This window comes from Acinetobacter sp. UC24323 (assembly GCF_024151445.1).
GTDB classification, from domain to species: domain Bacteria; phylum Pseudomonadota; class Gammaproteobacteria; order Pseudomonadales; family Moraxellaceae; genus Acinetobacter; species Acinetobacter baumannii.
Genome location: NZ_JAHIBY010000006.1, coordinates 244,362 through 256,055 on the forward strand (window position 1 = coordinate 244,362; position 11,694 = coordinate 256,055).

At 39.1% G+C, this 11,694-nt stretch carries 10 protein-coding genes and 1 rRNA gene; 4 read left to right on the forward strand and 7 right to left on the reverse strand.

All coding sequences use genetic code 11. The features are described from left to right. Window positions 1-63 precede the first annotated feature (63 nt). The gene (locus KNQ97_RS10475) at window positions 64-954 is read left to right on the forward strand and encodes a LysR family transcriptional regulator (RefSeq protein WP_001209849.1); all 891 of its coding nucleotides are present in this window, start codon (window positions 64-66) and stop codon (window positions 952-954) included. Between the two features lie 8 nt (window positions 955-962). Here KNQ97_RS10475 and KNQ97_RS10480 read toward each other — a convergent pair whose 3' ends face one another. The 3 genes from KNQ97_RS10480 to ilvD all read right to left on the reverse strand — a co-directional run bounded on the left by KNQ97_RS10480 (window position 963) and on the right by ilvD (window position 5,205). Continuing rightward, entirely contained in the window at window positions 963-1,694 is a 732-nt protein-coding gene (locus KNQ97_RS10480; protein WP_000143321.1) for a sulfite exporter TauE/SafE family protein, read from the reverse strand. Between the two features lie 78 nt (window positions 1,695-1,772). Next, complete coding sequence (locus tag KNQ97_RS10485) at window positions 1,773-3,062, reverse strand: hypothetical protein (RefSeq protein WP_000055250.1); 1,290 nt, start codon at window positions 3,060-3,062, stop codon at window positions 1,773-1,775. A 313-nt stretch (window positions 3,063-3,375) separates the two neighbouring features. Then, window positions 3,376-5,205: a dihydroxy-acid dehydratase gene (ilvD, locus tag KNQ97_RS10490; RefSeq protein WP_140952465.1), complete on the reverse strand. Its 1,830-nt coding sequence runs from the start codon at window positions 5,203-5,205 to the stop codon at window positions 3,376-3,378. Window positions 5,206-5,553: 348 nt separating this feature from the next. Here ilvD and fmt point away from each other — a divergent pair, with 348 nt between their 5' ends. Next, window positions 5,554-6,516 (forward strand): methionyl-tRNA formyltransferase, encoded by a 963-nt coding sequence (gene fmt / locus KNQ97_RS10495; RefSeq protein WP_002046349.1) that lies wholly within the window; start codon window positions 5,554-5,556, stop codon window positions 6,514-6,516. Beyond that, a complete protein-coding gene (gene rsmB, locus KNQ97_RS10500) occupies window positions 6,513-7,817 on the forward strand; it encodes a 16S rRNA (cytosine(967)-C(5))-methyltransferase RsmB (RefSeq protein WP_103236400.1) in 1,305 nt (434 codons plus the stop codon). The genes fmt and rsmB overlap by 4 nt, the downstream gene beginning before the upstream one ends. A 42-nt stretch (window positions 7,818-7,859) precedes the next feature. On the opposite strand, the gene KNQ97_RS10505 is transcribed toward rsmB, so the two are convergent. Both KNQ97_RS10505 and KNQ97_RS10510 read right to left on the reverse strand, forming a co-directional pair. Further along, the gene (locus tag KNQ97_RS10505; protein ID WP_001097630.1) at window positions 7,860-8,003 is read right to left on the reverse strand and encodes a methionine/alanine import family NSS transporter small subunit; all 144 of its coding nucleotides are present in this window, start codon (window positions 8,001-8,003) and stop codon (window positions 7,860-7,862) included. A 12-nt stretch (window positions 8,004-8,015) separates the two neighbouring features. Continuing rightward, the gene (locus KNQ97_RS10510; RefSeq protein ID WP_000132725.1) at window positions 8,016-9,494 is read right to left on the reverse strand and encodes a sodium-dependent transporter; all 1,479 of its coding nucleotides are present in this window, start codon (window positions 9,492-9,494) and stop codon (window positions 8,016-8,018) included. A 628-nt stretch (window positions 9,495-10,122) separates the two neighbouring features. Between KNQ97_RS10510 and KNQ97_RS10515 the strand changes: the two genes are divergently transcribed. Then, the gene (locus KNQ97_RS10515; protein ID WP_004840006.1) at window positions 10,123-10,815 is read left to right on the forward strand and encodes a TIGR04219 family outer membrane beta-barrel protein; all 693 of its coding nucleotides are present in this window, start codon (window positions 10,123-10,125) and stop codon (window positions 10,813-10,815) included. 57 nt (window positions 10,816-10,872) lie between these two features. Here KNQ97_RS10515 and KNQ97_RS10520 read toward each other — a convergent pair whose 3' ends face one another. Next, window positions 10,873-11,472, reverse strand: a complete 600-nt coding sequence (locus KNQ97_RS10520; RefSeq protein WP_000587889.1) for a glutathione S-transferase family protein — start codon at window positions 11,470-11,472, stop codon at window positions 10,873-10,875. A gap of 135 nt (window positions 11,473-11,607) precedes the next feature. Beyond that, window positions 11,608-11,694, reverse strand: a 5S ribosomal RNA gene (gene rrf, locus KNQ97_RS10525); the annotation flags it as partial.

The following is an 11,694-nucleotide window of genomic DNA, read 5'->3' on the forward strand; positions in this document are numbered from 1 at the left end:
CAAGCTGCCTTTTTTCATTCCGATTTAGTATGATGAATTTTTGCATTTCAATACGTTCCTATCATGCGTTTTGATTTTTTTGATTTACAGCTGGTTCTTCATATTGTCTCGACTGGTAGCCTCACCAAAGGCGCTGACCGCTCTGCGATTTCACTTCAGGCGGCGAGTGAACGTATAAAAAAACTTGAACAGTATTTTGAGACCCCCTTATTTATTCGCCAAACCACAGGTGTAGAACTCACTACAGCTGGACATGCATTTGTAGAACATGCTCGTCAGCTTTTAGCTCAAAAAGATCAACTCGAACAAGAAATGCAGCGGTTCAGACAGCCGACAACAGAAGCATTAACACTTTGGTGTAACTCATCTGCTCAAAGTGAATATCTACCTACGTTATTACCGCAATATTTGGTGCTTCATCCAGAAATGAATATCGATTTGCATGAAGCAGAAAGTTCAGAAATTGTAGATGCATTAACCCAAGGGATTGCAAGTCTTGGCCTAGTCTCGAGTTTTTTCAATACCCGACATTTGCAAACTAAAGAGTTTGCAAGCGACCCATTAGTACTTATTTGCCCTGTGACACATGAGTTAGCCCACTACAAAGAGCTAAATTTAGTAGATGCTTTAAGCTATGGTTTTATTGGACTCAAATCGCATCACTCTTTACAACAGTCCATTGAAACCCAAGCCAAATTATTAGGTTTTAACATACAGTATCGGTTGCGCTTACCTAACTTTGGCGCAATTGTCGAGGTAGTCGCTAAAGGTGTAGGAATTGCGATTATGCCTGCCCGTGCTGCACAGCGCCTACAATCGGACTATGATTTTCATTCAATTCAACTGCTAGGCGCATGGGCAAACCGTAAACTACTTTTGGCCACACAAAGTTTCAATCAGTTGCCTAGTAGTTACCAACAGTTTGCAGACTTTTTATTGCAACATCGTCCTTAAAAATTAACTTAATGCAAAATCATATAAAGTCCTAATGACATCAAGCCTATAAAAAAGATACGGCGAAAAATCTGCTCATTCAGTCGATAGCGGATTTTTTTACCGATCCACATTCCAATGAGCGCAGCTAACAACGCAGCGAAAGATAAACGATAGTCCAGTGTTATCCCTGACATCGGGTTATGGTGTAAAAACACAGCAAGGCAAATGGTAGAGACTGTAAACGTTAATCCTAAAGCCTGTACCAACTCATCACGTTTTAAATGCAAAGACTGCAAATACGGCACAATAGGAATAATAATAACGCCTGTTGCTACAGTCACTGCCCCGCCGATATATCCAATAATGGGTGATAACCAGCGCTCATGCTTTCCTAAATGCGGAAGTTTCTTCACACATAGGCCATAAAGCCCATATAAGGCCAACATGCAACCTAATAAAATTTCACTACTTTGACCATGACTTTGACTTAAGGTAGGTAGAAAACTCCATATTGAGCCCACCACAATACCTGCGAGCAACGTCCAGAAACGGCGAATAAAAGCCCAGACATGTCCTTCAGCAAAAAGCTGCCAGACGTTGGTGACCATTGAAGGAACAATTAAAAGAGATGCAGCCTGAAAAGGACTCATTGCGATGGTGAGTAAGCCCATTGATACCGCAGGCAAGCCTAAGCCGATCATGCCTTTAATCATGCCCGCAAAGGCAAACACCATCATAATAATTGCTAGAAATGTCACTGTTTATCTCCGATTCCCTACAAGGTTATGCTACGGAAAAAACAGGCTTTGCCCTATTCTTGTTTTTAGGAGTAGGCCTCAATTAGAAGTTGAGGCCGTTTTGTATTTTTCTTCTAAAACATTGCTAAAAATACTTTCAATCATCCAAACCCGATACAGGCTATTAAATACATAGCTTTGCCCATCGATACGCAACTCTAAAACCGGCAAATCAGGTTGATGCTTGTCTTGGCAAAGTGCATCATTTTGCGCTAAAACCGACTGTATATCCTGTTCAGTTAACTGCTCAATACCCAGTTGCTGCTGTAACTGTTGGAAATGCTTCTGGAAAGATAGATCTTTTCCTTTCGTCCAAACAGCCTGCAAAATAGTGAAAATTGTATCAAGTTGCTGATTTTCCGGCACACTATAGAAAAGCTTTGCCATCCCAAGCGTACTTTCTTCTGTAGGTCGGCAAAAAGGTGTAAAAGCAACCTCGGTACGTTTAGACACACGTGTTGCCAAGCTCCAGTCAAACCAGTCTCGGCCCCGATAACTCAAAGGATAAACTTTTAGCTGAATATCATAATAGTCTGCGAGCTCTTCTTTAATATAGGCAAGCAACAACCAGCTCATCGGGTCTTCTAAAGCGATAAATACATCAAGTTCAGGATGCAAAGCCTGAATTTCATTTAACGCCTCAGCATCATTAATCAAATGTTCACGCCATTCGATATGATTAATTAAAAATATCGGATTACCTGTCAGTAACTTTTGTTGTTTTAAACGTCGGGTTAAACGTAATAAATCATCTACTGCATGATATTTACGTCCACCAAACTCAAAGTATGCCGCTCGAACAGGTTCATCCGTAAAAATACGTTCTGGAAAATGCTGAGGAACCTGATGCTTGACCGCCATGGCATGTAGAGTACGCAATTTTCCATATTGCTGTTGCCAAAGCATGTGAAAGATATCTTCAAGTAAATGTAAGAAGTTCTGACCTTGTAGTGGGGTTCTTTTTAATATGACAGCGGCTTGTTTTAAAGATTCTGGACTTGGGATTTCTGGAAACTCATCAAAAGCAAACCGGTGCTGATTTGCTAAAATTTTGGCATCATTTAAACAATAATGCTGCCACTCCTCATGCGTCATGCTATTTGGAGGTTCAGAAGCCGTATGGGAAATAATAATTTTTAAAGGTTTAAGTTCATCACTTAAAATTTCATCTAGCTGAGACAATTGCTGAACAGCCAGATAGCTATACACATCATCAAGTCGTAAATAAATACTTAAACCATTTTCCGTGGGTAACACCGCTTGACGAGAAGGCTTTTGGTAAAACCAGCTCGATCGGATAGGGTCAAACCAACGGCGTAGCAGTGACATGAGTAGTGCCTCTAAAAATAAATCCTAAGCGAGATCAAAAGTTATTTTGATCATAGTGCAAGGTGAAACAGTAGTCGAGATAGAAAAATGACTACCTAAGTTCGCGCAGAAAATATGTCATGTTATTTCGCGAGTTTCTGCGTAGGTGAAGATTTTATCACCATTTTATGGCAAACCCATAGAATGATCTGAAACCACCTTTTTCTACAAGCGGATTTTTTTTACCAGACATAAAAAATGCACCCTTAACATGATAACAATTCATCGTGTTAATGGGTGCATGTTTCCTACTCAATTATTAAAATTGAATATTTTATAGAACGCGTACAGCTCCTTTTGCTGCACTTGTGGTATGCATTGCATAAACTTTTAACGCTTTTGATACCTTACGTTTACGTTCTTCCTTCGGATGCCAACCTTTCGCTTCTTGAACTGTACGACGGTGCGCCAAAGTCGCATCATCAATATTCAAGTGAATGGTACGGTTTGGAATATCAATTTCGATGGTATCGCCATCTTCAACCAAACCAATCGCACCGCCTTCAGCAGCTTCTGGCGAAACGTGACCAATTGAAAGACCTGATGAACCACCAGAGAAACGGCCATCTGTAACTAACGCGCAGTCTTTTCCTAAACCTTTCGATTTAAGATAGCTGGTTGGGTAAAGCATTTCTTGCATACCCGGACCACCACGTGGACCTTCGTAGCGAATAACAACCACATCACCAGCTTTAATTTCATTGCCTAAAATTGCTTCTACCGCTGCATCTTGGCTCTCAAAAACTCGTGCTGAACCTGTGAATTTTAAAATAGATTCGTCAACGCCCGCAGTTTTTACAATACATCCATCAAGCGCAATGTTGCCGTAAAGAACAGCTAAACCACCATCTTTAGAGAATGCATGTTCTGCATTACGAATCACACCCTTTTCACGGTCGCCATCTAAAGTTGAGTAGTAACGGTTTTGTGAGAATGCAACTTGAGTTGGAACACCACCCGGAGATGAACGGTAGAACTCATATACCTCTGGATCTTCAGTACGGATAATATCCCACTTATCTAATGCATCTTTTAATGTTTTTTCATGTACGGTTGGTACAGATACATCAAGTAGATTCGCACGATCAAGCTCGCCTAAAATGGCCATGATACCGCCTGCACGATGTACATCTTCCATATGTACGTCTTGTTTTGCTGGTGCTACTTTTGAAAGCACTGGTACTCGACGTGACAACTCATCAATATCGTCCATCGTAAAATCAACTTCAGCTTCATTTGCCGCAGCTAACAAGTGAAGAACTGTATTGGTTGAACCACCCATGGCAATATCAAGTGTCATCGCATTTTTAAAAGCAGCTTTAGTGGCAATTGAACGAGGCAAAATACTTGCATCATTTTGCTCATAGTAGCGTTTGGCCAATTCAACAATAAGCTGACCTGCTTTTAAGAATAATTTTTTACGGTTTGCATGCGTTGCAACGATAGAACCATTGCCCGGTAACGATAAACCTAGCGCTTCTGTTAAACAGTTCATTGAGTTCGCAGTGAACATACCTGAACACGAACCACAAGTTGGACATGCTGAACGTTCAAATTCTGCAACTTCTTCGTCTGTGTAGCTGTCATCAGCTGCAACAACCATAGCATCTACAAGGTCAATTGCTTTTTCATCACCGCGGAATTTAACCTTACCTGCTTCCATTGGTCCGCCAGACACAAATACCACAGGAATATTTAGACGCATCGCAGCCATCAACATTCCCGGAGTAATTTTGTCACAGTTCGAAATACACACCATCGCATCGGCGCAATGTGCATTCACCATATATTCAACTGAGTCCGCAATTAAATCACGTGATGGTAATGAATAAAGCATGCCGTCATGCCCCATTGCGATACCGTCATCCACCGCGATTGTATTGAACTCTTTAGCAACACCACCTGCTGCCTGAATTTCTGCCGCGACAAGCTGTCCTAAATCTTTCAGATGGACGTGGCCTGGAACAAATTGGGTAAATGAATTGACCACTGCAATAATCGGTTTGCCGAAATCTTCATCTTTCATTCCTGTTGCACGCCATAAGCCACGTGCGCCAGCCATATTTCTTCCGTGTGTCGATGTTTTTGAACGATAGTCAGGCATTTGTGTTTCCAACAAGTTGTGCTTGAGTGAAATGACTTCCACTCTGGCTGAATGATACTGATATAGCGTTAGATCAGTCGGAATATTGACTCATCATCATAATTTGATCATTCTCCATTCTATAGAAGCAAATAATATTGGGAAAGCCAAGAACGATAATACTCAGTCAATATTTAGCAAAACTTACATGAATAATTTTTTATTTTTTTATAACCTTTTTTTATCAATAAAAGTTTTTGAATAATTTTTTGTTCACTATTTATGGCTTTAGCTCTCCTTTGTACCTCGATTTAGGGCTTCAATCGTTTTTCACGTATACTAGCGTTAAACTTTTTTTGGATTGCATTTGTGAAAATTATTTTTGCTGGCACCCCCGAATTTGCTGCAACAGCATTGGCGGCTCTACTAAAAACTTCCCATGAAATTATCGCGGTTTATACTCAACCAGACCGTAAAGCAGGTCGTGGACAAAAACTAACACCGTCTCCTGTAAAACAGCTTGCGCTGGAACATAATATTCCTGTTTATCAACCACTTCACTTCAAAGCTTCAACTGAAGAAGGCTTGGCAGCTCAACAAGAACTTGCTGCTTTAGGCGCTGATGTCATGGTAGTTGCAGCATATGGCTTAATTCTTCCACAAGCTGTGCTCGATACACCTAAATATGGCTGTTTAAATATTCACGGCTCATTATTACCACGCTGGCGCGGTGCAGCACCGATTCAGCGTGCAATTGCAACAGGTGACGACGAAACTGGTATCACCATCATGCAAATGGCTGCAGGTTTAGATACAGGCGATATGATGTATAAAACATATTGCCCAATCACTTCCGAAGATACATCAGCGACGTTGCATGACAAACTTGCAGCTCAAGGTGCAACAGCAATTTGTGCGGTACTTGAGTCAGAAGAAACTCTGCAAAAATATTTAGCAGAACGCGAAGTTCAAGACGAAAGCTTAACAGTCTATGCGCATAAACTCGTGAAATCAGAAGCTCGTATTGATTGGTCTATGAATGCAGTTCAAGTTGACCGCAATATCCGTGCATTCAACCCATGGCCTGTTGCCTTTATTCAACTTGATGAAAATAATGCGCTGCGTGTTTGGAATTCAACAATTTCTAGTCAAAGCAAAGCGAATGCTCAAGCTGGTGAAATTATTGCAATCGATAAACAGGGTGTACATGTCGCTTGCGGTGAAAATACATTTATTTGTTTAACGAGTGTGCAGTGGCCGGGTGGTAAAGCATTAAATGCTCAACAAATTGCACAAACTCAAAAACTTCACGTAGGACAGATTCTGCCATGAGTCAGGTTACTTCAAATTCATCACGTTTTAACCTGCGCGCTCAAGTCGTCCAGACCTTGCTAAAAGTTCAGCAAGGTCAATCGCTCGCTAGTATTTTAAATACACAGCTGAATCAAGTAGCAGAGCGTGATCGTGCACTATTTCATGAACTTGTTTTAGGTACATTGCGCCAATGGTTCGCACTTAAGTCAATTAGCCTGCCTTTACTCAGCAAACCTTTAAACAATGAGACTGTAGAAACCTGCCTATACGTGGGCCTTTATCAAGTTTTATGCACGCGTATTGCAGCGCACGCTGCCATCTCGGAAACAGTCGATGCAACTAAACAACTTGGTTTCCCTGCACTCAGTGGTATTGTTAATGCAATTTTGCGTCGAGCAACTCGTGAAACTGATGACTTTCAGCAAGGTTTACAGCAAGCACATGGCTTACCAAGTTGGCTTTTTAAACGGTTAAAAAAGGATTGGGGAGAACAAACAGAAGCTCTCTGCCAATCGTTAAAGCAAGCCGCGCCTTTAACTTTACGGGTGAACCAGCGTCATATTGGTCGAGATGCTTATTTAGCAAAACTGCAAAGTTTAGACATTCAGGCACGTGCGTGTTTGTTTTCCGAAGCTGGTATTGTCCTTGAGCAATCTGTACAAATCACTCAGTTACCGGGTTTTGAACAAGGCTGGTTCTCTGTACAAGATGAACATGCACAGCTATGTGCCACCTTGTTGCCGGATTTAAACAATAAAACGGTTATTGATGCTTGTGCTGCCCCAGGGGGTAAAACGGCTCATTTGCTTGAAAAGTTTAAACCAGCACAGCTCATCGCCATTGATCAGGACCCAAGCCGTTTAGTCCGCGTGACTGAAAACTTAAATCGCTTAGCACTCGATCAAAGTCATACGGAAATTTTGGCAGCCGATGCAACCAAGTGGACTCCTGCTCAACCTGTAGATTGTATCGTACTTGATGCTCCTTGTTCTGCGACAGGTGTAATTCGACGTCATCCTGACATACGCCTATTGCGCCAATCTAGTGACATAGCCCAAACCATTGAGCTACAAAAGCAGATCTTAGAGCACATGTGGCAGCAACTCAAAGTTGGCGGTACATTGCTTTATATCACCTGCTCAATTTTAAAATCTGAAAACGAACAGCAGATGATCAACTTCTTCACAGAACATGCTGATGCAAAAGAAGTGAAAATCGAGACAGATTGGGGAATTGAACAAGCTTATGGCAGACAACTGTTGCCAGAAGCACAATCTGGTGATGGATTTTATTATTGTAAAATTCAAAAGATTGCATAAAAAAAGCAGGCGTTATGCCTGCTTTTTTACTAGATCAGAATATCAAAGCGTATGCTGATCTTTTACTTCTTCTAAAACTTCATCTAACTCTTCAGGATGCTTTGTTAAATGTAAGATGGATAATGCTAATCCACCCCATACAAATACCATCGAAATTATTAACATCACGATTGCCGAAGTATTCATTATTTTATCCTCCTAGCGATCTTTCATTTTACTTAACACGATAGCAACGACTGCACAGAAAATCACACTGCCCCAGCCGAAGACACCTTGTAAGCTCATACTATAAGTATCATAGCCATTTTTGATCAAATTAAAAACAGTCATACAGAGTGTTGTTAATAAGATTAAAGAGGTAATGACTGTTAAAGTGAAGTCCCAGCCTTTACCCAATTGAATGGTTGAGATACGGTTTACATGGTCGCGAAGCTCTTTAAGTGCTGAACGTTTAAACCAAGCTACGCTAATAATTGATAATAAAGCCCCACCAATAATCCCAATGTTATTAATAAAGTGATCAACAATATCAACGAGCTTAATTGCGTTTACACTTGAGAATAAAATAATTGAAACCAGTGCACTACCACCACCAATAATCGTTACCGCTTTCTTACGTCCCCACTTTAACTTATCTTGCATTGCTGCAATAGGCACTTCCAAAATACTGACCATTGAAGAAATACCAGCAACAAATAATGAAGAGAAGAACAAAAGACCGAATAGATCAGCACCAGAACCTAAACTTGAAATAATTTTAGGGAAAGCAATAAATGCGAGTCCGATACCGCCACTCACAACATCCTTAACTTCAGTACCTGCGGCATGTGCCATAAAGCCAAGCGCTGCGAAGATACCAATACCCGCTAAAATCTCTGTTGATGCATTTGCAAAACCAACGATTAAACCAGAACCAGTTAAATTCGTTTTTGGTTTTAAATAGGATGCATAGGTCACCATGATCCCGAAACCAACTGAGAGTGAAAAGAAAGTATGGCCATAGGCAGCTAACCAAACTTTATAATCCATCATTGCAGACCAGTTCGGTGTAAAGAATGCATTTAAACCTTGTACCGCACCTGGTAAACGTAATGATTGAATAACTAAAATAGTGAAGAGAATGAATAATAAAGGCATGAAAATCTTATTTGATAATTCCACACCTTTTTTCACACCACCATAAAGAATGATGAGAGTAAGTGCCCAAATCCCAACAATCGGCCAGAATAAATGACCTACAAACTGTAGATCAAAGCCGGTTGCTTTTGTGGTCTGCAAATAGGTATTAAAGAAGAAACCTTCCGGATCACTTCCCCACATTTGGCCAATAGAGAAGTAAACATAGCTACCAGCCCATGTAAGTACACTTGCATAGTACAAACCAATGATGATACAGACACAAACCTGCCACCACCCTAATGTTTCACCACCTTTAAATAAGGCACGATATGCCTTAGGAGGTGAACCAGTACTACGATGGCCTACCGCATAATCTAAAAATAATAACGGTAAACCAGCAGTAATGAGTGCTAATAGATAGGGAATAAGAAACGCACCACCGCCATTTTCATATGCAACGTACGGAAAGCGCCAAATATTACCTAAGCCTACAGCCGAACCAACGGCTGCAATAATAAAACCAGATCGTGACGTCCAGTTTTCACGAGTATCTGTCATAGAACACCTAATGTTAAAAGATTACTTATTTTTACTGCTATTGTTGATTGTTATTCCGCATGCAAAAAAAGAACCAAAAAATACTTTTGTGTTTGTAGAAAATAAAATGCACCTTTTGAGTATTTTTATTCCCTTAACAAACAAGCAAAAATAGAAAATTCTTCCTTAAAGATTTTTGTCCATTTTTTGCCCCTATATAGCTGAACAATACCTGTTTTTATTTCTTTTTACTGTAATTTCCGTCTGAAAATTTACGTTTTTTTAGAGATTCTTATCTAGATTGGTTATTTTTTAGCTAATATTCCTGTTTTAAAGCATATTATTACCTTCTTATATTCAATGATATTTTCTACCATTAAAATTTCATTCCCATCCATAAAGTAGATATATCAACTAATTTATAGATGAGTAAAATATCAAAGTATTATCGATCCCTTACACAAAATTTATACTAAAACCTCTAAAACTCAAATCACCATAAGTAATTAATTTTTATATGAAAATTAATTAAATAAAAGAATATTAAAAATTGAAGATATAGAAGCTTTATATTCACCATTTTTCATCAATGCATAACTGCAAAGATATCTATATCATGCGTTCAAAGATTTTCTTTTTAGGATTGATGATGAAAATATTAAAACTGTCTTTTTTAGCACTCGGGATGGGTCTTAGCGGATTCGCACAAGCAGATTTTATAGGCGTAAAAGGAGACGTTGGCTACTGGTTTTATGACGGCAAAGCTAATATGTCTTCACAATCTCCTGAAGATCAAGATCTAGACCGAAAAGGTAGTGCTCAACTTTCATTAGCTTTTGAGCACCCAATCCCGTTTATTCCAAATGCAAAAATTCGTTATGTTAATTTAAATACTCAAACTAAATCAGAAACTTTGGGTCAAGCTAACTATAACGTTGATTTAGATCATAGTGATTTTATTCTCTACTATGAGTTACTAGATAATATTGTCAGTGTAGATGCAGGTCTTGGTGCAACTGTACTAAATGGAGATATTACTGCCTATACCGGTAAACGTGTAGATATTGATAAGACATATCCAATTGCTTATTTATCAGGTGAAGTAAAACTTCCATTTACAGGGTTAAGCGCTAAAGGTGAAGCAACATATACAAACTTTGATGATGCAAAAATTACAGATGCGTTAGTAGAAGCAAAGTATAAGTTTGCCGATAATTTATTAATCGATTTAGGCTTAACAGCTGGTTATCGTATCCTCAATATCGATTTAGATGATTACGATAACAATGACCTTAAATTTGAATTTAAAGGGCCTTATGTGGGCTTAGAAGCACATTTCTAAATTAAAACAGGATTTTGATCTTCCCCATATAAAAAAGAACTCTATAAGAGTTCTTTTTTATTCAACCATACTCACATATTTTGGATATTTTTGAATTCGTTGACACCATTCTTGAATATTTGGGTATAACTTTAAATCGAAGCCGCCTTCCTCAGCTACATGCGTGTATGCATATAAAGCAATATCAGCAATTGTAAATTTATTTCCAACAAGATAGTCGTGCCCTACTAAAGCTTTATTCATAATAGATAATGCTTTATGGCCTTTTGGTTGTAATTTATGATATTCCTCTATTCTTTCTGGCGGTAATCCTAGATATTTATTAATAAAACGAGCAACTGCAATAAATGGTTCATGGCTATATTGTTCAAAGAACATCCATTGATACATTTTTGCCTTCATATAAGGATCTGCAGGAATCAATTCCGTTCCCTCAGCCAAGTAGCCTAGAATAGCGTTAGACTCACTTAGAACCCGTCCATCATCTAAAACTAATACAGGTATTTTCCCATTAGGATTTAAAGATAGAAATTCTGCTGTTTGAGTATCTTTATTTAAAATATCAACATGAATCCATCTATGATTTATATTTAATAGGGATAGTAACAGTTTGATTTTATAACAATTACCTGAATCTACATCACCATAGATTATCATAGGTACTTACCCCCTTATTCTGCTTATTTAAATATATAATTTTCTTATTGTTTATAACACAACCCTTCCATAATATTTTGATTTCCCATATAAAAAAACACCCCCAACCACTGGTTGGGGGTGTTTAGAATAATGAGCTGGCGATGACTTACTCTCACATGGGTAATCCCACACTACCATCAGCGCTAAGAGGTTTCACTTCTGAGTTCGGGAAGGGATCAG

What these genes read in the sequence shown, in the direction of transcription:
- KNQ97_RS10475 (WP_001209849.1), top strand. Translation starts at nt 64, where the DNA reads ATGCGTTTTGATTTTTTTGATTTACAGCTGGTTCTTCATATTGTCTCG.
- KNQ97_RS10485 (WP_000055250.1), bottom strand. Translation starts at nt 3,062, where the DNA reads ATGTCACTGCTACGCCGTTGGTTTGACCCTATCCGATCGAGCTGGTTT.
- ilvD (WP_140952465.1), bottom strand. Translation starts at nt 5,205, where the DNA reads ATGCCTGACTATCGTTCAAAAACATCGACACACGGAAGAAATATGGCT.
- rsmB (WP_103236400.1), top strand. Translation starts at nt 6,513, where the DNA reads ATGAGTCAGGTTACTTCAAATTCATCACGTTTTAACCTGCGCGCTCAA.
- KNQ97_RS10505 (WP_001097630.1), bottom strand. Translation starts at nt 8,003, where the DNA reads ATGAATACTTCGGCAATCGTGATGTTAATAATTTCGATGGTATTTGTA.
- KNQ97_RS10510 (WP_000132725.1), bottom strand. Translation starts at nt 9,494, where the DNA reads ATGACAGATACTCGTGAAAACTGGACGTCACGATCTGGTTTTATTATT.
- KNQ97_RS10515 (WP_004840006.1), top strand. Translation starts at nt 10,123, where the DNA reads ATGAAAATATTAAAACTGTCTTTTTTAGCACTCGGGATGGGTCTTAGC.
- KNQ97_RS10520 (WP_000587889.1), bottom strand. Translation starts at nt 11,472, where the DNA reads ATGATAATCTATGGTGATGTAGATTCAGGTAATTGTTATAAAATCAAA.